The organism is Shewanella sp. KT0246 (assembly GCF_019654955.1).
Taxonomy (GTDB): Bacteria; Pseudomonadota; Gammaproteobacteria; order Enterobacterales; family Shewanellaceae; genus Shewanella; species Shewanella goraebulensis.
This window is the reverse complement of sequence record NZ_BPEV01000025.1, coordinates 49396-76146: the sequence shown is the minus strand read 5'-3', so window position 1 is coordinate 76146 and position 26751 is coordinate 49396. Positions and strand designations below refer to the sequence as shown.

Annotated in this window: 20 protein-coding genes; 11 read left to right on the top strand and 9 right to left on the bottom strand. The window is 38.7% G+C overall.

All coding sequences use genetic code 11. The annotated features are described in order from the left end of the window. Positions 1 to 469: 469 nt before the first annotated feature. Positions 470 to 2356: a M2 family metallopeptidase gene (locus K5Q58_RS13720; protein WP_220754484.1), complete on the bottom strand. Its 1887-nt coding sequence runs from the start codon at positions 2354 to 2356 to the stop codon at positions 470 to 472. A gap of 194 nt (positions 2357 to 2550) precedes the next feature. Here K5Q58_RS13720 and K5Q58_RS13715 point away from each other — a divergent pair, with 194 nt between their 5' ends. Then, entirely contained in the window at positions 2551 to 3195 is a 645-nt protein-coding gene (locus K5Q58_RS13715; RefSeq protein ID WP_220754483.1) for a TetR/AcrR family transcriptional regulator, read from the top strand. Positions 3196 to 3204: 9 nt separating this feature from the next. Further along, positions 3205 to 5481: an acyl-CoA dehydrogenase gene (locus tag K5Q58_RS13710; RefSeq protein ID WP_220754482.1), complete on the top strand. Its 2277-nt coding sequence runs from the start codon at positions 3205 to 3207 to the stop codon at positions 5479 to 5481. 189 nt (positions 5482 to 5670) lie between these two features. On the opposite strand, the gene pyk is transcribed toward K5Q58_RS13710, so the two are convergent. After that, on the bottom strand, positions 5671 to 7110 hold the full coding sequence (gene pyk / locus K5Q58_RS13705) for a pyruvate kinase (RefSeq protein WP_220754481.1): 1440 nt from the start codon (positions 7108 to 7110) through the stop codon (positions 5671 to 5673). A gap of 205 nt (positions 7111 to 7315) precedes the next feature. After that, complete coding sequence (locus K5Q58_RS13700; protein ID WP_076541003.1) at positions 7316 to 8170, bottom strand: MurR/RpiR family transcriptional regulator; 855 nt, start codon at positions 8168 to 8170, stop codon at positions 7316 to 7318. Positions 8171 to 8500: 330 nt separating this feature from the next. On the opposite strand from K5Q58_RS13700, the gene zwf reads away from it, so the two are divergent. The 7 genes from zwf to K5Q58_RS13665 all read left to right on the top strand — a co-directional run bounded on the left by zwf (position 8501) and on the right by K5Q58_RS13665 (position 15614). Continuing rightward, positions 8501 to 9973 carry a glucose-6-phosphate dehydrogenase gene (gene zwf / locus K5Q58_RS13695; RefSeq protein ID WP_220754480.1) on the top strand — a complete coding sequence of 491 codons (1473 nt, stop codon included), beginning with the start codon at positions 8501 to 8503 and terminating at the stop codon, positions 9971 to 9973. A 10-nt stretch (positions 9974 to 9983) separates the two neighbouring features. Then, positions 9984 to 10682, top strand: a complete 699-nt coding sequence (gene pgl / locus K5Q58_RS13690) for a 6-phosphogluconolactonase (protein WP_220754479.1) — start codon at positions 9984 to 9986, stop codon at positions 10680 to 10682. An 11-nt stretch (positions 10683 to 10693) separates the two neighbouring features. Continuing rightward, a complete protein-coding gene (edd, locus tag K5Q58_RS13685; protein ID WP_220754478.1) occupies positions 10694 to 12520 on the top strand; it encodes a phosphogluconate dehydratase in 1827 nt (608 codons plus the stop codon). Between the two features lie 19 nt (positions 12521 to 12539). Beyond that, a complete protein-coding gene (locus K5Q58_RS13680; RefSeq protein WP_220754477.1) occupies positions 12540 to 13181 on the top strand; it encodes a bifunctional 4-hydroxy-2-oxoglutarate aldolase/2-dehydro-3-deoxy-phosphogluconate aldolase in 642 nt (213 codons plus the stop codon). Positions 13182 to 13324: 143 nt separating this feature from the next. Continuing rightward, the gene (locus K5Q58_RS13675; RefSeq protein WP_220754476.1) at positions 13325 to 14026 is read left to right on the top strand and encodes a class I SAM-dependent methyltransferase; all 702 of its coding nucleotides are present in this window, start codon (positions 13325 to 13327) and stop codon (positions 14024 to 14026) included. A gap of 83 nt (positions 14027 to 14109) precedes the next feature. Then, the gene (locus tag K5Q58_RS13670; protein WP_220754475.1) at positions 14110 to 15114 is read left to right on the top strand and encodes a hypothetical protein; all 1005 of its coding nucleotides are present in this window, start codon (positions 14110 to 14112) and stop codon (positions 15112 to 15114) included. An 8-nt stretch (positions 15115 to 15122) separates the two neighbouring features. Continuing rightward, a complete protein-coding gene (locus tag K5Q58_RS13665; RefSeq protein ID WP_259651340.1) occupies positions 15123 to 15614 on the top strand; it encodes a GNAT family N-acetyltransferase in 492 nt (163 codons plus the stop codon). A 28-nt stretch (positions 15615 to 15642) separates the two neighbouring features. Here the strand turns inward: K5Q58_RS13665 and K5Q58_RS13660 are convergent, their stop codons facing one another. The 4 genes from K5Q58_RS13660 to yfbR form a co-directional block, all read right to left on the bottom strand. Further along, the gene (locus K5Q58_RS13660; RefSeq protein ID WP_220754474.1) at positions 15643 to 16212 is read right to left on the bottom strand and encodes a DUF1569 domain-containing protein; all 570 of its coding nucleotides are present in this window, start codon (positions 16210 to 16212) and stop codon (positions 15643 to 15645) included. A gap of 256 nt (positions 16213 to 16468) precedes the next feature. Next, the gene (gene adhE / locus K5Q58_RS13655; protein WP_220754473.1) at positions 16469 to 19081 is read right to left on the bottom strand and encodes a bifunctional acetaldehyde-CoA/alcohol dehydrogenase; all 2613 of its coding nucleotides are present in this window, start codon (positions 19079 to 19081) and stop codon (positions 16469 to 16471) included. Between the two features lie 462 nt (positions 19082 to 19543). Beyond that, a complete protein-coding gene (locus K5Q58_RS13650) occupies positions 19544 to 20923 on the bottom strand; it encodes an anti-phage deoxyguanosine triphosphatase (RefSeq protein WP_220754472.1) in 1380 nt (459 codons plus the stop codon). Positions 20924 to 20971: 48 nt separating this feature from the next. Further along, complete coding sequence (yfbR, locus tag K5Q58_RS13645) at positions 20972 to 21580, bottom strand: 5'-deoxynucleotidase (protein ID WP_220754471.1); 609 nt, start codon at positions 21578 to 21580, stop codon at positions 20972 to 20974. Positions 21581 to 21772: 192 nt separating this feature from the next. Between yfbR and K5Q58_RS13640 the strand changes: the two genes are divergently transcribed. Further along, entirely contained in the window at positions 21773 to 22681 is a 909-nt protein-coding gene (locus K5Q58_RS13640; RefSeq protein WP_220754470.1) for a hypothetical protein, read from the top strand. An 85-nt stretch (positions 22682 to 22766) separates the two neighbouring features. Here K5Q58_RS13640 and K5Q58_RS13635 read toward each other — a convergent pair whose 3' ends face one another. Next, positions 22767 to 23576 (bottom strand): endonuclease/exonuclease/phosphatase family protein, encoded by an 810-nt coding sequence (locus K5Q58_RS13635; protein ID WP_374758506.1) that lies wholly within the window; start codon positions 23574 to 23576, stop codon positions 22767 to 22769. 221 nt (positions 23577 to 23797) lie between these two features. Here K5Q58_RS13635 and cls point away from each other — a divergent pair, with 221 nt between their 5' ends. Then, positions 23798 to 25249, top strand: a complete 1452-nt coding sequence (cls, locus tag K5Q58_RS13630; RefSeq protein ID WP_220754469.1) for a cardiolipin synthase — start codon at positions 23798 to 23800, stop codon at positions 25247 to 25249. 86 nt (positions 25250 to 25335) lie between these two features. Here cls and K5Q58_RS13625 read toward each other — a convergent pair whose 3' ends face one another. Beyond that, positions 25336 to 26550, bottom strand: coding sequence for a pyridoxal phosphate-dependent aminotransferase (locus tag K5Q58_RS13625; RefSeq protein ID WP_220754468.1), 1215 nt, complete (start codon positions 26548 to 26550; stop codon positions 25336 to 25338). Positions 26551 to 26751: the final 201 nt, after the last annotated feature.

The window sequence follows — 26751 nt, the reverse complement described above, 5'->3', positions numbered from 1 at the left end:
GAAGCTATACAAAAATGATGAAGAGTGTATTTATAGAGCAATTAGAAAGGTGAAAGAAATCGCGCTGTTTCATTAAATTAGATACGAAACAGCTTTACGGAAACAATCTCAATGACAACTTTGACTTGCGAGTATTAAATACAAATAACGGTACAAGTAACTCCATTCACTTTGTGTACGGGCGTAAATTATCATATTTTTTAATCACAGAAAGTGGATTTAATGTGAGTTGGGTCACGAGTGAGAGAATTTTGACAGGTGTTATATTTTTGACGTTAGCGACTATTTAATAAGATGTTTTAAAGGTGTTTGGTTGGTGTTGTTATTGCGTTAAATGTGGGTAGTTTGACGTTTCTAAGATTAATTGCGAGTTAATAAATATCATTAAACTTTTAAAGAGCACCCATCCACTTGGCTAGATAGATGCTCTTTGATATATCAAATATTTGGAATGAAATAGTTTATAAGATTACCAACCACACTGACGATTATCTGTTTTGTTCTGTTGGTCTAACCAAACGTGTAACGGCGCAAAATAATCAAGTACCGCTTTTGCATCCATTGATTTAGTGCCAGTCACAATATTTAACGCTTCAGGCCAAGGTTGGCTTAAGCCTGATTCCAACATTTGGTTCAATTTTGCTCCTGCTTGTTTGTTTCCGTATATGCTACAACGGTGAACAGGCCCTTCGTTGCCAGCAATGTCGCATAATGCCTTGTGGAATTGAAATTGGAGTACGTGAGCTAAAAAGTAACGCGTGTATGGCACATTTCCTGGGACATGATATTTAGCACCTGGATCAAAGTCAGCTTCCGTTCTTTCAATAGGAGCTGCAACGCCTTGATATTTTTCGCGTAAATCCCACCATGCTTGATTGTATTGCTCAGGCGAGATCTCACCATTGAATACTTTCCAGCGCCACTGATCTATCATTAAACCAAAAGGCATAAAGGCAATTTTATCTAATGCTTGCTTGAGTAATAAGCCAATATCTTTTGATTCATCAGGAACTTCAGAAAGTAATCCAATTTGTTTTAGATAACTTGGTGTAATTGATAGTGCTATCGTATCTCCAATGGCTTCGTGGAAGCCATCATTAGCCGAACCTTTAAACAGGTGAGGTTGGTTCTTGTAAGCGCGTTGATAATAATTGTGGCCTAATTCGTGATGAATAACAGTGAAGTCTTCAGCGGTTTTTTGAATACACATTTTAATACGAATATCATCTTCGTTATCTAAATCCCAAGCTGAAGCATGGCACACTACATCGCGATCTTTAGGCTGTACAAAAAGAGAACGAGTCCAAAATGTGTCTGGTAATTCATTAAAACCGAGTGATGAGAAAAAGCTTTCAGCTTGTTTAACCATCTTTATTTCATCATAATTATTTTGAGCTAATAGGGCGGTGACATCATAACCTGGGTCGGCATCAGCAGGAGCGACTGAGTTATATATGGTTCCCCATTGTTGTGCCCACATATTACCAAGTAAATGTGCGGGAATAGGGCCTTGTTTAGGTGCTACATCATTACCGTATTGCTCATTTAGTTCGCCACGTACGTAGCAGTGCAATGAATCATATAACGGTTTTATATCGCCCCATAATCGATCTAATTCTGCCGAAAAATCATCAGGTTTCATGTCGTACTGACTTCGCCATAATTCTGACAAGTCAGCAAAACCAAGATCCCTTGCACCTTCATTAGCAAGTTCAACTTCACGTTCAAATAAAGGACGCATAGGTTTAGCTATTTCACGCCATCCTTGCCAAGCTTCAAGCAACACTGCAGGATCTTTAGATTCAGACATTAATGCAGAAAGTTCAGGTTGTGTTAAACATCGTCCGTCATCAAAGCAATACTTCCCCTTACCGTATAAGCCATTTAATTCAGAGCTTATTTGAGCTAGTTCAGCATTTTTAATCGGATCTAATGGCGCTGGTAGCACTAGACTGCTGCGCAATATGTGCAACTTTCGTGCATTTACAGGATCCAATGCTACATTGGCATATTTTGCAGCTTCTGTTGCAAAACTCACTGAACGAGAAGTTATTTTTTCACCAATTGCAGCGGAAAGTGCTGCTGTGTCTTCAGTAATAAAATTACTGTAAACCCATTCTGTTCTTGCGCCTTCCACGGAAAGCTTTGCAAGCTCGGCTTCTGCATTGTTTATAAAGTTGATCGCTGAGTTCGAGTCAATAGGGGCATTATCAATAGCAGCTGATGGATTTGTTGTTTCACTTACTTTTGCTGTTGAAACGATGATTTCTTCTTCAACTTGCTGGCAAGCTGTAAGCCCTAATGCGATTGAAATAATAAGAGCAATTTTAGACGGCTGTTTAAAAGGGTGTTTCATCTTACAGGTTTCCTTATTTTTATTGTCGTCGTCAGTTTACATAAATAAGGTGTTTATTGCATTTTTGTTAAACTACCTAGCTATGGTACTAGGAATCATATGGTTTCTTTAGTGCAACTTAGGTAAATAAGATTGACAACTGTGCGCTCAATGTTTAATTTAAACGAGTGTTTTAAATTGAAATGGGTCATGGAATGGCAAGCAGAACAGATACAAAAACAAGAATTCTTGATGCCGCTGAAAAATTATTTGCCGAAAGAGGCTTTTCAGAAACATCGTTAAGATTAATAACTAGCAAAGCGGAAGTCAATCTAGCTTCTGTTAACTATCATTTTGGTTCAAAGAAAGAACTAATTCGAGCCGTACTTGCCAGATACTTAGATGTATTCATGCCGAGTGCAGCTGCTGAAATACAAAGGTTGTTTAAAAATCCAGAACTGGCAAATTTGAATGAAATATTTTCATCGCTAATTAAACCGTTACTAGAATTAAACCAAGTTCGCCAAGGCGGCACGACTATCTTTTTACAATTACTAGGTCGTGGCTATATCGAGAGCCAAGGCCATTTAAGATGGTTTATTACCACGCATTATGGTCAATACCTTGAAGCGTTTGTAAAAGCTGTGTCAGCAAGTGCGCCACATATTCCTCCAGCTGAAATGTTTTGGCGACTACACTTTACCTTAGGAACAATTGTTTTCACTATGGCTTCTGCTGATGCATTAAATGAGATTGCTGCTGCGGATTACGGTGAACACAACGATACAGAAGCAATTATTCGTAAAGTAATACCTTATATGGCTGCTGGCGTTTCAGTACCCATTTTAGCAAAGGAATAAGGGATTAACATGACTGTCCTAATACTAGTATTAATAGCACTAATAGTGTTATTTGGTGTACGTAATTTAAGGATGCGTTTTATCACGCGTCCTATTTTTAGTTTCTTTAAGAAAGTATTACCGCCACTTTCTAGCACTGAAAAAGAAGCAATGGAAGCGGGTGATGTTTGGTGGGAAGGTGAATTATTTAGAGGGAATCCTAATTGGAATACCTTACATAATTACGGTAAGCCAACACTATCGGCTGAAGAACAAGATTTTATCAATAATCAAGTGATGACAGCACTCACTATGATTGATGATTATGACATTGTTCATCATCGTAAAGACTTACCGCCAGAGTTATGGGATTACTTTAAAAAAGAAGGTTTTTTTGCCCTAATTATTCCTAAGAAGTTTGGCGGCCGTGAATTTTCTGCATATGCCAATTCAACGATTGTAAGTAAAATAGCTACCCGAAGTATTAGTGCAGCTGTGACTGTGATGGTGCCAAACTCTTTAGGTCCAGGCGAGTTACTGACTCACTATGGTACACAAGAGCAAAAAGATCGCTGGTTACCGCCATTAGCTGTGGGTGAAGAGTTACCTTGTTTTGCTTTAACAGGACCTGAAGCTGGTTCAGATGCAGGCGCTATTCCAGATGTAGGCGTTGTTTGTCGCCGTGAGTTTAATGGTGAAGATACCTTAGGTTTAAGCTTAACCTGGGACAAACGTTATATTACGCTAGCACCTGTTGCCACTGTACTTGGCTTAGCATTCCAAATGCGTGACCCTGATGGTTTATTGGGTGATGAAGAAAATATCGGTATCACTTGTGCGCTAATCCCGACAAACCATGAAGGTGTTGAAATCGGTCGTCGTCACAATCCATTAATGATGGCGTTTATGAACGGTACCACAAGCGGTAAAGACGTCTTTATTCCGTTAGATTGGATTATTGGTGGTCCTCAGTTTGCAGGTAAAGGCTGGCGTATGCTGGTTGAATGTTTGTCTGCTGGTCGTGGTATTTCATTACCTGCTTTAGCAACGGCATCGGCGCAAATGGCGACCAAAACAACCACAGCTTACAGTTATGTTAGACAACAATTTGGTATGCCAATTGGTAAGTTTGAAGGAGTGCAAGAAGCCTTAGCACGTATTATTGCTAACACTTATCAGCTTGAAGCTGCTCGCTGCTTAACGACAACAGGAATCGATTTAAAAGTGAAACCGTCTGTTGTTACGGCTATTGCGAAATATCACATGACTGAACTTGGTCGTGATGTGGTAGAGGATGCGATGGACATCCAATCAGGTAAAGGTATTCAGCTAGGTGCTAAAAACTATTTAGGACATGCATACATGTCTAGCCCAATTTCGATTACGGTTGAAGGTGCTAACATTTTGACTCGTTCATTGATGATTTTTGGTCAAGGTGCCACACGTTGTCATCCATATGTGCTTGCTGAAATGGAAACAGCAGCTATGGAAGATCAAAAAGCGGCTATAAATCGTTTTGACTCTTTGTTAATGGGTCATATGGGGTATGCTGCTAGAAATGGTGTGATGGCGTTTTTTAATGCATTAACGGCAAGTAAAACCAATACTTCACCAGTTAGTGGCACAACTCAACAGTACTACAAAGATATGAGTCGTCTTTCGTCTGGTTTAGCTATCATGACCGACTTATCAATGCTCATTATGGGTGGCGATTTAAAACGCAAAGAAATGATCTCTGCAAGAATGGGCGATGTGTTAAGCCAATTATATCTGGCGTCTGCTACGTTAAAACAATTTGAAGATAATGGCCGTCAACAAGATGACTTACCCATTGTTCATTATGTGATGACAGAGCGTTTACATCTCGCTGCTAAGGCATTGGAAGAGGCTGCTCGTAACTTTCCTAATAAAATGGTGGGTGTTTTACTTAAAGTTATTATTTTCCCAATTGGTAACCATTTCAATGCGCCAACGGATAAACAGGCTACGACGTTAGCTGATAACTTCCTGCAGACTTCTCCAGCCCGCGATCGTATTACTTTCTTATGTGCTGATTTTGAAGGTGACAAGAGTGGAATAGCTGAAGTTGAAAATGCATTTCTTGCAAAACTTAACTGTAAGCCATTATACGCTCGGATTAGAAAAGCGCAGAAGGCAGGCGAGTTAACACCAAAACTACCAGCGTTAGCGACATTTAGTGAAGCATTAGAAAACAATATTATTAACCAACAAGAGTATGATTTGTTGATTGATGCAGACGCTAAACGTTTAGCTGCTATTCATGTTAATGATTTCGAGTCTTTATAATTGCTAGCTTTGATTACGCGCTATGTAATCGCCACGTTAGTTTTTATTCGTGCTTAGTTGCACCAAGTGACTTAGGCTAAAGATTATTTAAAACACACCCAATAAAAAACCACCTCAATGAGGTGGTTTTTTTATAACCAATAAATTGTGAATAACCAATTTAAAAGTTAAAGTAAAAATATCACAACTTTAAGCTACGACTAATACCTTACAAGTGTTAGTGCCGCCCACAGTTTCCATAGCATCACCTTTAGTCATTAACACCATGTCACCTGATTTAAGGTAACCAGCTTTAGCGACAGCTTTAAGTGCTTCTGTTGCTAATGCATCAGCTGCGACAGCTGTTGAATCAAACTGAACTGGCATAACACCACGGAATAACGCAAGCTTGGCTAATGTTTTTTGGTGACGAGATAAAGCAAAGATTGGTAGTGAAGAACTGATACGAGACATTAACTTAGTTGTCTCACCTGATTCAGTTAAACTGATAATTGCTTTAACACCTTCAAGATGGTTAGCTGCGTACATAGTCGAAAGGGCGATAGTTTCTTCTATAGTATTAAACTTTTGATCCAATCTATGTTTTGAAGACATCACTGATGGATGTTGTTCAGCGCCTTTACATACATTGCTCATGGCTAATACAGTTTCTTCAGGGAAGTCACCTGCAGCAGTTTCTGCTGAAAGCATTACTGCATCAGTACCATCAAGTACTGCGTTAGCAACGTCCATAACTTCAGCACGAGTAGGCATAGGGCTTGAAATCATAGATTCCATCATCTGCGTCGCTGTAATAACAACTTTATTCAGCTGACGCGAACGCTTGATTAGTTTCTTTTGAACTGCAACTAATGCAGCATCACCAATTTCAACACCTAAGTCACCGCGTGCAACCATTACAGCGTCCGATGCTTTAATCACATCATCCATTGCTTCGTCAGTACCAACGGCTTCAGCACGCTCTACTTTAGATACAATTAACGCGAAGCTACCAGCGTCTTCTGCAAGTTTACGTGCTAAGTCTAAATCAGCACCTGTACGTGGGAAAGAAACAGCTAAGTAATCAACTTGAATTTGCGCGGCAGTTAAAATGTCTGCTTTGTCTTTTTCAGTTAATGCAGGAGCGGTTAAACCACCACCTTGCTTATTGATGCCTTTATTGTTTGATAAAGGACCAGCAACAGTCACTGTAGTGAAGACCTTTTGGCCATCTACTGAATCGACACGTAGTTGTACACGTCCGTCATCAAGCATCAGAATATCACCGATAGCAACATCGTTTGGTAATTCTTTGTAATCAATACCAACTTGTTTTTCGTCGCCTTCACCTTTACCAAGCGCCGCATCCAATACAAAGGTATCGCCTAAATTCAATTGAATTTTTTTGTTATCTTTGAAAGTAGAAACGCGGATTTTAGGACCTTGTAAATCACCTAATACAGCAACATGAACACCTAACTCTTTAGCGATGTTACGAGCGTCTGTTGCACGTTTAAGATGATCTTCAGGTGAACCATGTGAGAAGTTGAGACGTACCACATTTGCACCAGCTGCGATGATTTTACGTAGGTTGTCATCACGGTCAGTTGCTGGGCCAAGTGTAGTAACGATTTTAGTTCTGCGGAACATAAGATACTCCGTTAATTTAAAGAAAAAGAATTCGGTACAAATAATGAAACTATATTAACAGAGATTTCGCCATTATGTAGGAAAGTTACAAACAAAATGATCGCTTTTTGTGTTTTATTTTTGTGACAGAATCGATCTTTAGAATAAAAAAAGCCGAACAGTCAATACTGTTCGGCTTTTTAGACCTGTCATTTTAAAGCAATATTTAAATAGTAAGGTCTTTATTTACACGAGATTCTTTCAAAACCTCTTTTACACGCTTTAAATTATCACGGAAACGCGGTCCTCGACGAAGTGTAAAGCCTGTAGCAAGTACATCTATCGTTACTAACTGTGCAAGACGTGATGCCATGGGTAAATACATGTCAGTGTCCTCTGGTACTTCCATGGTCACTGGAAGCGTACATTCGTGAGAAAGAGGGGAATTACGAGCAGTAATACCTATAACCGCAGCGCCGTTTTCACGAGCAATTCGGGCTATTTCAATCAGTGATTTAGTACGGCCTGTATGTGATATCAAAACAACGACATCGCCTTCATCACAACCAATACAACTCATGCGTTGCATCAAAACATCATCAAAACAAATGACAGGCACGTTAAATCTGAAGAATTTATTTTGTGCATCGTGTGCGACCGAAGAGGATGCTCCAAGCCCAAAAAAAGAAATTGTTTTAGCTTGAGTAAGAATATCTACCGCTTTATTTACAGCAACTACATCTAGGCTTTGGCGAGCTGTATCAAGGGATGCCATTGAAGATTCAAAGATTTTTGTAGTGTAAGATTCTGGTGAATCATCTTCTTCTACGTGACGACTAACATAAGGTGTTCCGTTAGCAAGACTTTGTGCTAGATGTAATTTAAAATCAGGGAAACCTTTAGTATCTAAACGACGACAAAAGCGATTTACCGTTGGCTCACTGACGTCAGCCATTTTCGCGAGCGTAGCTATACTAGAGTGAATAGCTGTTTGTGGAGAAGATAAAATAACTTCTGCCACTTTCCGCTCTGACTTACTAAATTGTGTAAGGCTTTTTTGCACCTTTTCAAGGGTATTCATAAGCAATTGTCCGCTAAAATGGATGATGTAATTTTATATCACAAATTACATTTTAAGTGTAAATGAAGTAATTTTCGTACTTCTATAAACGTTTTGTAGTCACTTTACAGCGTTATTCTGTAACTATAAAGAGATAGTACAGTAATTTAATCACCAAAATACTATCAGGTTTTATGTTAATAAGGCTAGATACAAGACAAACGAATTTTTTCAAATTAAAGATGCACAAATCTAATTCTGTTGTTATATTACAACAAAAGTGTGTTTTAAATCATCGGCAACAAAAAATAATGACCGGTGGGCACACAATATAAAGGAGTATGTAAAGCAATGAGTAACTCATCATCAGGGGCTAAGGCTTGCGATTTTGTACTTTTTGGTACGAAGGGCGATCTCGCGAGACGTAAATTACTGCCTTCACTTTATCAACTCGATAAAGCAAACCTGCTAGATAAAGACACCAAAGTGATTGGGGTCGCAAAAGATGCCTTCACTCAAGAAGAGTTTATCGCTCTAGTACAAAAAGCGTTGAACACGTTTGTTAAAGACGAGTTGTGTGAAGAAACCCTAGAAAGATTTATTGCTCGTTGCCATTACATCGGCACTAATTTTACAGAAGCTGAAGGTTATAAAGCATTCCATGACTTATTAGAGCCTACTAAGCGTGTTATGGTCAGTTACTTTGCAACACCTCCTTCAATCTTTGGCGATATCTGTCGCTGCCTTAACGAACAAAATCTCATTCACTCTGATACCCGTATTGTTTTAGAGAAGCCAATCGGGACTTGTCTTGAATCATCTAAAGTCATTAACGACAAAGTGTCAGAATATTTTAATGAAAATCAGGTTTATCGTATCGATCATTACTTAGGTAAAGAAACGGTACAAAACTTGATTGCGCTTCGTTTTGCAAACTCTTTATTTGCATCGAAGTGGGATAATCGAACTATTGATCATGTACAAATTACAGTTGCTGAAGAAGTAGGTATTGAAGGCCGTTGGGGTTACTTTGATACTGCCGGTCAAATGCGTGACATGATTCAAAACCACTTGTTGCAAGTGTTAACCCTTGTTGCAATGGATCCACCAGTTAATTTAGATGCCGACAGCATTCGCGATGAAAAAGTAAAAGTACTTAAATCATTACGTCCAATTACTCCTTATAACGTATTTGAAAATACAGTTCGCGGTCAATACACCGCTGGTTTCTTAAAAGGCAGCCCAGTTCCTGGTTACTTAGAGGAAGAAGGTGCTAACGTTAAGTCGAGCACTGAAACATTTGTCGCACTTCGAGTTGATATCGATAACTGGCGTTGGGCAGGCGTGCCATTCTACTTGCGTAGCGGTAAGCGTATGCCATTTAAAAGTTCTGAAATTGTCGTTTATTTCAAAAACCCACCTTTAAACCTATACCGCGACAGCATGCGTAACTTGCCGCCTAATAAGTTAACGATTCGTCTGCAGCCTCATGAAGGTGTAGAGATTCAGATGATGAATAAAGTGCCTGGTCTTGAAGAGAAACAGCGCATTCAAACAACTAAACTTGATTTAAGTTTTACTGATACTTTTAAAAATGAACGTATTGCTGATGCTTATGAGCGTTTGTTATTAGAAGCCATGATTGGCAACCAAGCGTTATTCGTTCGTCGCGATGAAGTTGAAGAAGCATGGACTTGGGTTGATGGAATCATGAATTCATGGGAAAACGGCGGCGAAAAGCCAAAGCCTTATCCAGCAGGTACATGGGGACCGGTGGCTTCAGTAGCACTTATCACTAAAGACGGCCGTTCTTGGGACGAGTAAGGGTTTTATGATGATTAAAGAATCTGTATTTAAATCATTTGATACGCCAGCTGATTTAGAAGCTAAATTGGCTGAAAAAATTGCTAGTCAGTTACAAGATGCTGTTGATAGCCGTGGTAAAGCAAGCCTGGTGGTTTCAGGTGGTTCTACACCATTAAAACTGTTTAAGTTATTAAGTAACAAAGCCATTGATTGGAGTGACGTGTATATCACTTTAGCCGATGAGCGTTGGGTCGATGCTGATGATAATGATTCAAATGAGCGTTTAGTTCGTGAACATTTATTACAAAATCGCGCGGCAAGTGCCAAATTTCGTGGTTTAAAGAATATGTTCGAAAGCCCTGAGAAGGGCTGTGATATGACGATTGAGTCTCTAGCAAACTTCCCTAAACCATTCGATGTCGTGGTACTAGGTATGGGAACAGATGGACACACTTGTTCGTGGTTTCCTTGTAGTAAAGAGTTAGACAACGCATTCACGACAGATGCTTTGTGCGCTGCTGTTAATCCTACAACTGCGCCTCATGCACGCATTACCTTATCCAAGGGTGCGATTTTAAATAGTCGCCAAGTTTATCTTCACCTTGTAGGTGAATCTAAATTATCCGTATATCGCCAAGCACTACAAAATGACGATGTGAACGAAATGCCTATCAGAGCCGTATTAGCGCAGCGTAAAACGCCCGTTGATGTGTTCTATAGCGCTTAAAGGAGTCCATTATGCACTCAGTAGTTCAAGCTGTTACTGATAGAATAATCGAACGCAGCAAAGATTCTCGTAAAAAATATTTACAAGCACTGAACGATGCAAGCGCAAAAGGTGTTCATCGTAGCGCGTTAAGCTGTGGCAATTTAGCCCATGGTTTTGCTGCTTGTAAGCCAGATGATAAAGATGCTCTACGTCAGTTGACTAAAGCCAATATTGGTATTGTCACAGCGTTCAATGACATGCTTTCAGCACATCAGCCATATGAAGACTATCCAAACTTTTTAAAGAAAGCTTGTCAGGAAGTGGGTAGCGTTGCGCAAGTCGCTGCAGGCGTGCCGGCAATGTGTGATGGTGTGACTCAAGGTCAGCCAGGCATGGAACTAAGCTTACTTAGCCGTGAAGTGATTGCAATGTCTACAGCTGTGGGCTTATCTCACAATATGTTTGACGGTGCATTGTTACTAGGTATTTGTGACAAAATTGTTCCAGGTTTATTAATTGGTGCATTAAGCTTTGGCCATTTACCAATGATGTTTGTACCTGCAGGACCAATGAAATCAGGAATCCCAAACAAAGAAAAAGCCCGTGTTCGTCAGCAATTTGCCCAAGGGAAAGTTGATCGCGCTGCATTATTAGAAGCTGAATCTAGCTCTTATCACAGTGCGGGTACTTGTACCTTCTATGGTACAGCAAACTCAAACCAGTTGATGTTAGAAATAATGGGGCTGCAACTTCCAGGCTCTTCATTTGTAAACCCTGACGATCCTCTGCGTGATGAATTAACCGCTATGGCTGCTAAACAGGTGTGTCGTTTAACTGAAATGGGTACCCAATATACTCCAATCGGTGAAGTGGTTAATGAAAAATCCGTGGTCAATGGCATTGTTGGTATTCTCGCAACGGGTGGCTCAACGAATCTGACTATGCATATTGTTGCTGCAGCCCGTGCTGCTGGCATCATCGTTAACTGGGATGATTTCTCTGATTTATCAGATTGTGTGCCATTAATGGCTAAAGTCTATCCAAATGGCCATGCAGATATTAACCATTTTCACGCTGCTGGTGGCATGGCATTTTTAGTAAAAGAATTACTTGATGCAGGACTTATCCACGAGGATGTCAATACGGTTGCTGGTTTTGGTTTACGTAAATATACCCAAGAGCCACGCATACTTGATGGAAAATTAACTTGGGTTGATGGTCCGACTGACAGTCTAGATAAAGAAGTATTAACTAATGTTGATACTCCTTTTCAAAATAATGGTGGCTTAAAATTACTTAAAGGTAATTTAGGTCGTGCAGTGATTAAAGTCTCAGCTGTGCCGAGTGCTAACCGTATCGTTGAAGGTCCTGCAGTTGTAATTGACGATCAAAACAAACTTGATGCGATTTTCAAAGCAGGCGAGTTAGATAGAGATTGTGTTGTTGTTGTGAAAGGACAAGGCCCTAAAGCTAACGGGATGCCTGAGTTACATAAGTTAACTCCGTATCTTGGTACCTTACAAGACAAAGGTTTCAAAGTTGCGTTGGTGACTGACGGCCGTATGTCAGGTGCATCAGGTAAAGTGCCAGCAGCAATTCATTTAACCCCAGAAGCATTAGATGGTGGAATCATTGCTAAAGTAGAAGATGGCGATTTAATCCGTGTTAATGCTGATACTGGCGAATTGAGTTTACTTGTGGATGAAGCAACCTTAGCAGCACGTGTTGCCGGTAAAGTGGATTTACATCATTCAAGTTATGGCATGGGACGCGAACTATTCGGTGCTTTACGTAATAGTTTAAGCAGTCCTGAAACAGGCGCTCGTAGTACCAGTGCCATTGACGAAATTTACTAATTTTAAGGAAGATTAACGAATGCTTGAGAATAACTGGACAATACAGCCACAAGATATTTTTAAACGCAGTCCGATTGTTCCTGTAATGGTTATCAATAAAATTGAGCATGCTGTACCGTTAGCGAAAGCATTGGTAGCAGGTGGTATAAGTGTTCTAGAGATAACTTTACGCACAGAGTGTGCTTTAGATGCAATTAAATTAATTGCTAAAGAAGTACCAGAAGCGATTGTGGGTGCAGGTACCATTTTAAATGAACTACATTTACAGCAAGCTATTGATGCTGGTTCACAATTTATTATTACTCCTGGTGCTACAAAGGGACTACTTGAAACAGCCCAAAAAGGTAATGTACCTTTGATTCCAGGCGTAGCAAGTATTTCTGAAGTTATGGTAGGAATGGAATTGGGCTATACCCATTTTAAATTCTTCCCAGCTGAGGCATCTGGTGGTGTAAATGCGCTTAAAGCGTTCTCTGGCCCGTTAGCTAATATTCGTTTTTGTCCTACTGGTGGTATTACGCCATCAAGTTACAAAAACTACTTAGCTTTACCTAATGTTGATTGTATTGGTGGTAGCTGGATTGCACCAACAGATGCAATGGAACAAGGTGATTGGGAACGTATAACTCAATTATGTAAAGATGCAATTAGTGCTCTTTAAATGCTAGTGTAGTCAATAAAATCAAAACCACCTTCGGGTGGTTTTTTTATTACTTTTTAGTACAGTATTTATAGGTGATGGCGTTAAAGGGTTTGCTCGTTAACAACCGATAGACTTTAAGATAACTTTGGAATGTATCTCATATGGAAAATGTGCAAGAAACTGTCGCTACATTTAATAAAATGGCAGAAAAGTATCAAGACAAATATATGGATTGCAATTTATATAGTCACAGTCTAGATAAATTATGCGAGTATATTTATCAATTGCAACTTAATGATGTTACAAGCAATAAAGCCTGTAATGAGATATCTGTGTTAGAGGTTGGTTGCGGGCCAGGAAATGTTAGTTGCTATCTTTCAAATTGGCGTAATCCAGACAAAGAATTGTTGCCTATTAAAATCTATGGTTTTGATCTTGCGCCAAATATGGTCAGGCTAGCTAATGCAAACAACCCACAATATCATTATGATGTTTTAGATATGCGAGAAATTTTGACATTGAAAGCACAGTTTGACCGTGATTTATTTAATGTTGCTATATGCGCTTTCAGTATTCCCTATTTGAACCAACAGGCATTGAAACGATTTATCGAAGACATGTCACAATTACTCGCTAAAAAAAGCATATTATTTATCAGTTTTATGGCAGGTGATTACAAAAAATCGATGGCTCAAGAGTCAGCTTCAGGTGATAGGGTACATATGTACTATTATGAAGCCAAAGATCTAGCCCGGTTACTTACAGACAAGGGATTTGAAGTGATAGAGCAATATACTAAAGATTATATTGTTGATGGAATAAAGCAAGCCACAGATTGCTTCATGTACTTAAAGCGAATTTAGGCACAAATTCTCCATCATTATTTGATCACTGACTATTACTCTCTAATAGTTGCTCTTTAGTAGCCTGTCGAATAAGGACATTTATGAAATCAAATACGACAAAGGTAATGAGTAAAATACCACTGATGTGTTTAATATTATTTAGCATAGTTTGGTGGTATTTCTTTAATCATGACTTATGGCTGAACGACTATGGTGCAGCTAAAAGTGATTGGTTGTTATTGATTGATATAGCTATTACTTTACCCATTATTTGCTTTCTGTGTATAAAACCTAGAAAGCTAGCGTTATTAAAATCACTCAGCTACTTCGCTTTGTTTGTATTTATAGGCAGCTTGATAATTCCCAAACAATACCAAGTTCTATGGCCTTATTTGACTGAGTTGCGTTTTATATTATTGGTGGGTTTTGTTTTTATTGAATTAAGCGTAATTGGCTGCGTCATATTTGCCATTAAACAAGCAATAATTGAAAAAGATGATCCAGATATGGCCATTGAAAAGCCGATAAAAAAGATAGTTGGCGATGGTGTGTTGGCCAGTCTTTTGAAATTTGAAACACGGGTTTGGAGCTTTGTATTTTGTAGTCGGTTTATAAAACCTTCTGCATATCGGGGGGGACAGCATTTTAGTTACCATTTAAAAGATGATAATCAGTCAAACGCGCTTGGTTTCATATTGATGATTTGTTTTGAAATACCTTTGATGCATCTTGTCATCCATTTTGTTTGGTCTGCATTTGCAGCGAATGTCATAACAGTTGTTACTTGTTTAAGTTTGGTATTTTTTGTGGCTGAATACCTAGCAATGTCGCGACGTCCAATCAGTATGGATAACAAATATTTATATATCCGCTACGGAGTTTTTAATTGTTTATCAATTCCCATTAGTGACATTACAATGGTTAAATTAAGCTCTGGCTATATTCGACGTGGTCAAAATATTAAACGTTATAACTTCAGTGGTAATCCCAACATCTGTATTAGTTACCAACTAAGTAACTGTGATATTGAAACAGTATATCTTGGTATAGATAATCCAAATAGCTTAGTGAATGCATTAGCTATCAATCATAGACATCATTCTTAGGCAAACAATTGAATCAATTAGAAACCAGATTAGACAATATTATTTACAGACGAGCGACGTTAGCGGATAAAAATGTTTTATTAAATCTCGAGCAAAAAGTGGTTGAGGCGGAAAGGCCATTTAATTCAATTATAAAAAGTGTTGGGGCCACTTATTACGACTTAGATAGCCTATTAACACAAGAAAATAGTATGTTGATGGTCGCTGTAGATGGCAATTCAATCATCGCTACTGGCTATGTACAAATTAGAGCGTCGAAAAAATCATTAAAGCATATTGAACATGGCTACATAGGTTTTATGTATGTTGCGGCAGAATATCGTGGACTTGGCTTAAATAAACTCATCATGGATGAATTGATCCATTGGAGCACAAAACGAGGAGTGTTCGATTTTTATCTCGATGTATATGCAAAAAATGATGCAGCAATAAAAGCTTATAAAAAGGTAGGCTTTGAAGCGTCTATGGTAGAAATGAAATTGCATATTCCAGCTGAATGACGTTTAGATTACTGTATAAGAGTGCTTATTAGGTTGTAATTTCTAATAAATGATTATTAAAGTGCATTGCATGAGCCAAGGCGTATTCTTCTTTGGTTAGCAATCCATAAGCAAAGTGTGGCTTAAGCTCGCCAATATAAGATTCAAAATCCAGTAATGATTGTTTAAATCGGTCTAACTGAATCAATACCTCAACAGTATCTTGAGTTTTATTTGTCAAAAGCCGCGGTGCTCCGGGTATTGCTTCACTTAATTTGTGAGTCATTTTTCCTTTAGAGGCAAAAGCTGAAAAAGCCAAACTACCTATGGTTTGTTTAAATACTTTAGATTTATGTTCAGGGTATCCAGTCATAGAGTATTCAACACTTTGAGCACAATGAGTAAAAATTTGTTTTAAATCCCAAACGCCTGTTGTTTTAATTGCTATTGCTTGTTGTTCATGCTGTAAGACTTGTTTTAGCTTTTCTAATTTCACTAGTGTTGATTCTATAGTTAATGCTTCACTTTCTGCATCGATTACCATCCAAGCGACACCGACTGCTACAGAAGTTATAGCACCGCCAGCCAACATGGATTTTAGAAATATACGACGCTTCATTAAATATTCACTTCATTAGTTTGATAATAATTTGTAAGTAAATCAGAAGGGGAAGTGAACAGCAATAACTTGTTGCCGATTCTTAAGTACAACGGCTTATTTACAACTACATCTTTGCTAGGATCTATTCAAACCTAAGGTAGCGGTGTTCATTAGGAGTTTGTTTTAGTGAAAAAACGCTAATCAATTCAGAAGAATGATTAGCGTTTCAAAACGGACATCATTAATTTATGACTCAATAAGATGATTAGTCAGCTTACTTGTCTTGATATTCGGTACCGTAAAAGCTGTCTAATAAGATTTGTTTAAGCTCTCTAATTAATGGGTAACGCGGGTTAGCGCCAGTACATTGATCATCAAATGCGTGTTCTGCTAATTCATCTAACTTGGCTAAGAAATCGGCTTCGTTAACACCAGCTTCTTGAATAGATGCTGGGATCCCCACGACAGATTTAAGTTGATCAATTTTAGCAATTAACAACTCGACTTTTTCATTATCCGTATTGGCAGTGTCCACGCCATCAATTTTCAAATGCTCAGCAATCGTTGCGTAACGGCACAATGCTTTAGGGCGGTCATATTGGCTAAATGATGCTTGCTTGGTTGGCATATCAGTGGCATTAAATCTAATAACATTACTGATTAATAGTGCATTAGCTAAACCATGAGCCAAGTGGAATTCAGCGCCTAGTTTATGGGCCAGTGAATGACAAATCCCTAAGAAAGCATTGGCAAATGCAATACCCGCAATCGTAGCGCCATTGTGCACTTTTTCTCGTGCAACTGGAGCATTTGCGCCTTGCTCATAAGCCGCTGGTAAATACTCCACCAATAGGTCTAATGCTTGTAGTGCTTGACCATCGCTAAACTCGTTAGCCATGACACTGACGTATGCTTCGAGTGCGTGAGTGACAGCATCAATACCACCAAATGCCGTTAATGATTTAGGCATATCCATCACAAGGTTAGGATCAACGATGGCGATGTTTGGTGTTAACTGATAATCAGCAATAGGGTACTTCATACCAGTGACTTCATCAGTAACAACCGCAAAAGGGGTGACTTCTGAACCTGTACCAGATGTTGTTGGTATTGCAACCATTTGAGCTTTAACACCAAGTTTTGGGAATTTATAGATACGTTTACGAATGTCCATAAATCGTAGTGCTAAGTCAGCAAAGTCAACTTCAGGATGCTCGTATAACACCCAAATAATTTTTGCGGCATCCATTGGTGAACCGCCGCCTAATGCGATAATGACATCAGGTTGGAAGCTTTGAGCGACTTTAGCCCCTTGTTTTACGATAGCTAAGGTAGGGTCGGCTTCTACTTCGTAAAAGACTTCAGTTTCTAAACCTTGAGCTTTTAGAATCTTGATTGTTTCGTCGCAATATCCATTATTAAATAGGTATTTGTCAGTAACAATTAGCGCACGTTTTTTAGTTTCTAGCTCTTCAAGTGCAATCGGTAAACTGCCACGACGGAAATAAATAGATGATGGAAGTTTATGCCACAACATATTCTCAGCCCTTTTAGCGACAGTTTTCTTATTGATTAAATGACTTGGTCCAACATTTTCTGAGATTGAATTACCACCCCAAGAGCCGCAACCTAAGGTTAATGATGGCGCTAACTTGAAGTTATATAAGTCACCAATACCACCTTGAGATGCAGGAGTATTAATTAAGATACGGGCAGTTTTCATTCTAAAACCAAAGGCTTTAACACGCTCACTTTGTCCATCTTGGTCTGTGTACAAACCTGACGTATGGCCAATACCACCCAGAGTGACTAAAGCTTCAGCTTTATCCATTGCATTATTGAAGTCAGTTGCACGATACATTCCTAACAAAGGTGAAAGTTTTTCGTGTGCAAAGGCTTCTGCATCACTAATCTCTGTTACTTCCCCGATCAATACTTTGGTCCAGCTAGGTACATCAATCCCGGCCATTGCAGCGATTGTCGCTGCACTTTGTCCTACAATGTCAGCGTTTAAGTTGCCATTTTTAAGTATTACATCTTGCATTGCTTGAGTTTCTGCAACTGACAACATGTAACCGCCATGAGTTGCAAAACGTTCTTTCACTTGCTCGTAAATGCTGTCAACGACTACGACTGCTTGCTCAGATGCGCACACGACACCGTAATCAAATGTCTTTGACATTAATATTGAACTGACTGCACGTTTAATATCAGCGGTTTCATCAATCACAATTGGTGTATTACCTGCGCCAACGCCAATAGCTGGTTTACCTGATGAGTACGCAGCTTTAACCATACCAGGCCCACCAGTGGCGAGGATTAAGTTGATTTTTTCATGAGTCATTAATTGATTAGACAGAGCAACCGATGGCTCATCAATCCAACCAATAATATCTTTAGGGGCACCAGCTTCAATTGCAGCTTCAAGCACGATTCTTGCAGCTGTTGTCGTTGATTGCTTTGCCCGAGGGTGCGGTGAGAAGATGATACCATTACGGGTTTTAAGGCTGATTAATGCTTTGAAAATGGCTGTCGATGTTGGGTTTGTAGTCGGTACAATCCCGCAAATAATTCCAACAGGTTCAGCAATTGTGATGGTACCAAAAGTCACATCCTCGCCGATAATTCCGCAGGTTTTATCATCTTTGTATTTGTTATAGATGTATTCAGATGCAAAGTGATTCTTAATGACTTTGTCTTCTAATAAACCCATATTTGTTTCAGATGCAGCCATCTTAGCAAGTGAAATTCGTGCGTCAGTGGCAGCAAGTGCAGCGGCTCGAAATATTTTGTCGACTTGTTCTTGGCTGAAGTTAGCAAATTCTTTTTGCGCTTTAGCGACTCGGTCAACAAGTTGGTTAAGTTGCTCTGTATTGGTGACAGTCATAATCACTTCCTTAAAAAATAGTTAACTAAACTAAACAGCTTTAGGTAACGACTCTTATATGTGAGTTCATTAGTTTGTTTATCTACAAGAATTCTTAATCTTCGTTATAAAATTACCTCTTTGGAGGCATTATTGTCGTGATCAACTGCACGCTTTGGGTGTTATTGGTAATTTTATTACGATGTTAGACAGGTAATTATCGTGTTGATCACATATTAAACTTAAATCAGGTTGTTTAAAGTTTGATTACAGTTAAATCAACTGAAAGTAGAACAAGGGTAGTTTAGGAGCTAAATTAATTATTACGTGGTTTACTGTGATGTAGTAAGAATAAAGTGAAGCGATATCGCTTCACTTTACCTCATGTTGTAAGCACTTGTGGTTATTACTAGTTGTAAGTAGTTGTTGGTGTAACTAATTTGCTCTTACTTTTACCCTTATGCCTTGTGAGTCTAAGAGTTACTATCTCTCTAAGCTTATCTCAAATATTCCAGCAGATTTAGGACCAAATAGTTGTTGATGTAAGCGGCCTGCAAATTCATCTGTCATTCCCGAAATATAATCTGCGATGATGCGCATCTCGTTTAAATTATTGTCTTTAGCGTGTTGCCACCGCTCTTGAGTATTAAGCGGTAATAATCGCAGCGGATCTGACTCAAAAGCTTCGAACAACTCCATCACGATTTGTTGTCCTTTGTATTCGAGCATTTGTATTTCAGGTTTGCGAATTACATACTTAAACACGAATTTTTTAAGGGTATCCAATGCATCAGCAAAAGCAGGTTGTAGTGCTGCATTGTATCTCAGTAGTGGCTCTTCAAATTTCTGGTCTTCGGTAATAATGATGTCGGTAACAAATCCGTTTACTAAGGTTCCGATTGCATCTTTTCGTAAGTGATGCTGATGGGAAAACAGTTTATCTGCAATGGTTTTAAATTCATTACTTAGCCATTGGTCTTCACTTTCTGATAAATGCATAGCAACATCACGCTGCCATTGAGCTGGAGTGACAATCCCCATGACTATGGCGTCTTCTAAATCGTGTACTGCGTAAGCAATATCGTCTGCGAGCTCCATAATAGAGCAATCGAATGATTTAAATTGTGTTCGATGATGCGGATATGTATCAGTAGGACTAGGTTTGGAGCTTACAAATCGATTACGATCACTTGTTGATAAACTTGCTAAAACCCAGTCATAAATATCTTTATCATCATTGAACAAACTTTTAACTGGCGGCCACTCAGAGGGTTTCAGTTGCCGATGGTTTTTAATTTCTTGTTGACCTAAATCAACATGCAATTTGTTATATAGAGCAGGGTACTTAAGGATCCCTAATAAAGTACGTCGAGTTAAGTTCATTCCCCAATACTCAGTATAGGGTTCAAGTCTTGCGAGAATACGAAAGGTTTGTCCGTTACCTTCAAATCCACCGTGATTGCGCATCATGTAATTAAGCGCGACTTCACCGCCATGACCGAAAGGTGGATGGCCTATGTCATGAGCTAAGCATAAGGATTCTATTAAACTCATTGAGTCTAGTAGAGAATTGATTTCATTGTATTTACGCTTTAGCTGAGCAGCAATGCCAGTGCCGATTTGAGATACTTCCAATGAGTGGGTTAGCCTTGTTCTAAAAAAGTCATTCATGCCAATACCGTGAACTTGAGTTTTAGCCTGTAAACGTCTGAATGCAGCAGAATGCAAAATTCGAGCACGGTCACGTTGAAAAGGGCTACGATGATCATTACGTCTTAGCTTATCCTCCCCTAAACGTCTGTCATGCCATGGATTTTGGATTAGTTCATGTTCAGTTTTTTTATAAGAAATCGTATCTGGCATTTTAGTTCCTTTATCAAAGGCTGCTAACTGGGTTTCAGTAACTAGTCATTAAATATGGGGATCGTTTTCAGTTAATTTATCCAATGTAGAAGTACAGCTATCTAAGAAGATATCAATGAAGCATTTTACCTCGGGTAATTGTTGCTGTATTTCGTTAAGCTTTTTATCAAGGTTGTCTTTAACATGATGAAATTCATCGTTGTTAAACCTTAGCTCATTCATCGTTTTTACATAGGCTTGTAATATGTCAGCAGCTTTTACAATCGCTTTGTACTCTGGATCAACTTCGGATTGAACCAGTAAAGACTCCATTTCCTCACGTAAATCAGCAGGTAGTGACGCTAAACATTCTTTTTCAGCTAAATCTTCAAGTTTTTTAAATGCTTTAGTAAATTCAGGGCTGTGATACTTAGTATTTGAATTAATATCCTGAAGTTTGGTTTCTGATACTTCATGGTATAGCGCGATAGTTGCGGCTTTTTCAGGATTTAAATTGCCGCCAAAGCGTTTATTGTTAATCACAACTAATAAATGGGCTATTACTGCAACTTGATGGCAATGTTCTGAAACATTCTCTTTTTGAAAACAATGCATTAACGCCCAGCGTTCGAGAAGTGGCATACGGGTGATCCATGCCATAAATGTACTTGGTTTCATTTGCGCCCCCTAGTGAGTCGATACTCGCTGAATACGGAATGTATTAATACTTGTATAGCTATAACATTACTTTAGTTAATCTTGAATCGCCATATAATCAATTTGTTTTTATTCAATATTTTATAACTAAAATTTGATATTGGAATTGCTTAGTTTTACTCTAACTTATTGGATTATTAGAAGAGTACCAAGATGGATGATGCCCGTTGTGTTGAGCTAAATAAACTGATTACAAATGAAGATTTGTATTTATTAGACAATGTGAAATCCTATAGCTTTGAATGTGACGAATGCGGCGTGAGTTTAATTCCTTGCTCTTATAAAAAAGCGGTCAACTTACGTAAGCCATACTTTAAAACGGGTAAAAATACTGAACATCAAACAAATTGCTATGCTAAAGCAACCTCGAAAATACGTGAGCAAGCCAAGACTAGCCGTATATCAACGGATGAAGGTTTTCCTTTAGCTTATCCTAACCGTTTTAATCTTGTGTCTGCCAGAACAATTAAACCTGTTGATGTGTTGGTAAACAATGAGCAAAGAGAATTTCAAGCAGGACGGTTAACAGCTTCAAGTTCCAGTCAAAAGAAAGAAAAACGTAACTATCTCACCAGTTCATTTCAAACCATAGTTGACCAATATTTTAATTTCCCGTTTGATCGTGATCGCCAATTAACCTTCGAAGGTATCAGTGGTAATCATTATCAAGAGGTTTTTCAAAAGATTAGTAATCCCATTGGTAAGCAAAAATTTCGTTTTCAGACTGAGCAAGCTGAAACAAAGATATTTTTTAGTACCTTGTCTTGGGATAAACCTGAAATTAGTGATGATAAAATAAAAATTAAGCTATCTGCTGGTTGGTGGCAAGAAAGTGAAGGTAAGAAAAAAAACCTTAGACCCTATTTTGTCGAAATCAATACTCAAGGCTGGCAAACCAATGTATTAACCAAGTTTATTGAGCGGTTAGTGCAAATTAGAGAGTTAGTAAAAGGGACAGATAAAAAAGCTTTGATGGCATTTGTCGGTGAGCAAGATCGTGAAGAAGACTTTTACCGATTTACTTGTAGTGAATCACGCTTAATATGCTTCAAAGTTTTTTGATTGATAATGCAATTTAAAGCTGTTGCTCAATAGAACTGGACTAAAAGCTTCATGGATAATGGCAGCTGTAGATCAGAAACTGCCATTACTTTAGTTTAAATTGGGTTTGAATTGGATTGTGATCGGATGCGGTAGTTTTATCAGAGTTAGCATCGATTAAGGTTAAACCGCGATAATAAAGGTGGTCTAATGGCAAGCCAAATACACGTTTCCTAAAATCGACTTTGTATTGAGCTTCTTCAAGCCTTAATCCATGAGCCAATTGCTTTACAATATCTAGTCTTCCGTCGCGCCATGTATTGAAATCACCCGCTAAGATCACAGGTCCACGGTGTATGGTGACTTTGTGTAGTATTTGCTTAAACTGTGCTTCGAAACTTGTTAAGCGAACATCAAAATTGACTCCGTGTAAATTAATTACTAATAGTTGCTCGCCAGAAGATAGCGGGTAACGGCTCACTAAGGTTGACTTAGCAAAACGAATTAACGGTTCGGTAGTTTGATATGCACAAGCCTCATTAGCAGGTTCTGTAGACAGATTCATCACGCCCATTGGCACATTCATTAACTTAAAGCCTTTGGCCATGAGCACATGAAATTGATTATCTTCAAGATACTGTTTGAAAGTTCGATTTAGCTTGGCTTCTTGTAGTAACACAAGATCATTATGTTTAGTTAGATTTGTTAAGACAGGCTGCCAATCGACCTTTTTTTGTTTGTAGATATTCCAAACGGCAATATTTAACATTCCGTTACGATCAATCGCGACTGAGTTAGATGACGAAGAACATTGCGATACAAAAAAAGGCGGTTGTTCACTCATCATTACCTCAGGCTCACCATTAAAATTTGAAATTATGCTGTTATAAGCCAACAGTAATCCACTAAGCAGCAACAAGATAAAAGGGTACTTATATCGTTTGATCTGCAAAATAACCTCTTAAAAATTGTTATCTATAGCATAGTTTTTTACTAAAGTTATTTTTTTACGCACAACATTAAAACTATTTCACGAATGACGCTAATTATGACGTTCGATGGATTATTCAGTACAATCAGACTTTACTATTTATTCATCGCTTATTCACTATAAAGCTTAGGACGAATCAAATACCTATGGATCAAATAACCCAGATTATGGCAGTGCTTGGTGTTTTCCTTTATTGGTTAATATTGGGTGGGGTTGCTACACGTATTGTGATTAAGAGACGTAGCGTGGGCGTTTCATTTTCTTGGTTGTTGATTATTTATTTTTTACCTTTTGTCGGTGTTATAGCATACATGCTGTTCGGTGAGTTACACCTTGGTAAAGCTCGTTCTAGTCGCTCTAAAGGCATGTATAAACCTTATGCCGAATGGTTTTCTGCCCTATATCATCACAATGCACATCAGCCTAAACGCCAAAGTGAATATGCGCGTTCTATTAGTAAACTATGTGATGTGCAATTAAACATCCCTTCATTAATGGCCAATGAATTGGTGCTGCAACACACTCCAGAACAAATTCTAAACTCAATAATTGACGATATTAATGCTGCTAAAACTTCGATAGATATTGAGTTTTATATATGGCATCCAGGTGGCTTAGCTGATGAAGTAGCATTAGCTTTAATTAATGCAGCTAAACGTGGTGTTGCAATTAAACTGTTATTAGACGCTGCAGGAAGTCGTCAATTTTTTAAATCTCATTGGCCAGCGGATATGAAGTCTGCTGGAATTAATGTTGTAGCAGCATTAATTGTTAGTCCATTAAGAATGTTCTTTCGCAGAATGGATTTAAGATTACATCGTAAAATAGTGGTTATCGATAACACCATTGGCTACACAGGCTCAATGAATTTAGTTGATCCTAAATGTTTTAAACAATCAGATGGCGTAGGTGAGTGGATTGATATGATGGTTAGAATTACTGGCCCTGTAGTACCAGTAATGAATACCGTAAGCGCATGGGATTGGGAAGTTGAAACCAATCAGCGAATTATGCCAGCTATGCCACCAGAAGCGCATTGCTCTGATACATCGTCATTAGTTCAAACTATTCCTTCTGGTCCAGGCATGCCTGAAGAAGTCATCCATCAGGTACTTTTGCAAAGCTTATATCAAGCGCAGCATAAGATAGTAATTACAACACCGTATTTTGTGCCCAGTGAACAGCTATTAGATGCGTTGGTGACAGCTTCTTTACGTGGTGTTGATGTGAATATCATTATTCCCCGTAAAAATGATTCAACCATGGTTAAGTGGGCAAGTAGCTCATTTTTTACCGAGTTATTAAATGCAGGTGTGGTGATTCACCAATTTAAAGGCGGCTTACTGCATACAAAATCTATTTTGATAGATGATGAACACTGTCTTATTGGCACCGTTAATATGGATATGCGTAGTTTATGGCTTAATTTTGAATTAACTTTGGCCGTTGATGATGTGAAGTTTGCTGCTAGGTTGGGGTTATTGCTACAAAGCTACATGGATGATTCAGATATTTTGACAGTCGAAGAATGGGAGCAACGGCCAATGTATAAACGTGTCATTGAGCAAGTTTTTTACCTGTTTAGCCCATTGCTGTAAGTGAATAAATTGTATCGGCATCAACAAAAAAGCCACTGAACTCAGTGGCTTTTTTGTTGAATGAATATTCCATTAGGCTTTAAACGCTATTGAGAATAATCTTCTAAGAAGTTACCAAAGTCCGTTAACGCTTTTGATAAATCTTCTTTGTGCGGTAAAAAGACCACACGCACATGATCAGGTTCTGGCCAATTAAAAGCAGTGCCTTGAACCAGTAGAATTTTTTGAGATTTGAGTAAATCTAGCACCAAACGCTCATCATCGCGTAAATTGAATTTGTTCATATCCAGTTTAGGAAAAGCGTATAAGGCACCTTTTGGTTTTTTAACACTGACACCAGGGATACTATTTAGGGCATCGAAACACACGTCACGTTGAGCGGTTAAACGACCGTTAGGAAGGATCAACTCATTAATACTCTGATAGCCACCTAAAGCGGTTTGAATCGCGTGTTGGTTAGGTACGTTTGAGCACAAACGCATTGAAGCCAACATGTCCAAGCCTTCAATATAATTAGCAGCAGATTTTAAATTACCGCTGAGAACCATCCAACCCACACGGAAACCCGCAGCGCGATACGCTTTTGATAAACCATTAAAGGTGACTGTTAAAATATCGTCAGATAACGACGCTGCATGGGTGTGTACAGCATCATCGTATAAAATCTTATCGTATATCTCATCTGCAAATAAAATGATGTCGTGTTGTCGACAAAGTTCAATCACGTCTAGCAATAATTCTTTACTGTAAACCGCACCCGTCGGGTTATTAGGGTTAATAATCACTATGCCGCGCGTACGTGGTGTAATTTTACTTTTTATATCTTCTAAATCTGGAAACCAGTCTGATTCTTCATCGCAGCGGTAATGCACAGCTTTACCACCAGCAAGGTTTGCCGCAGCAGTCCATAAAGGGTAATCAGGCGAGGGTATCAATACTTCATCATCAGTGTTAAGTAAACCTTGTAGCGCCATACAAATAAGCTCTGAAGCGCCGTTACCAATATACACATCTTCAATATCAATACCGTGAATACCTTGGGCTTGATAATGCTGCACAATCGCTTTACGGGCCGAGAATAGTCCTTTTGATTCGCAATAACCTTGTGCACTTGGTAAATTTAAAATGACATCACGAACAATTTCTTCAGGTGCTTCAAATCCAAATGGGGCAGGGTTACCGATATTCAGTTTCAAAATTCGGTGGCCTTCATCTTCTAAGCGACGTGCTTCTTTATGCACAGGACCACGGATATCATAGCAAACGCTATCGAGTTTATTGGATTTGATTATAGGGCGCATACTTGCCTCAACATTACTAATACGACTTAAGTCTGCGAACAATAACGAATTTGTAGCGCAGTTAAAAGGTTTATTTAGCAGTTTTTGTGCTTATTTTAGGGTTTTATTCTGTCGCGGGTTTTTGAAGTAACACTTGGTGGTTATTTGTGCTGCTGTGATGGGGCGATTTAGGTTTTGATGCTTATGTGGTTGTTATTTTAA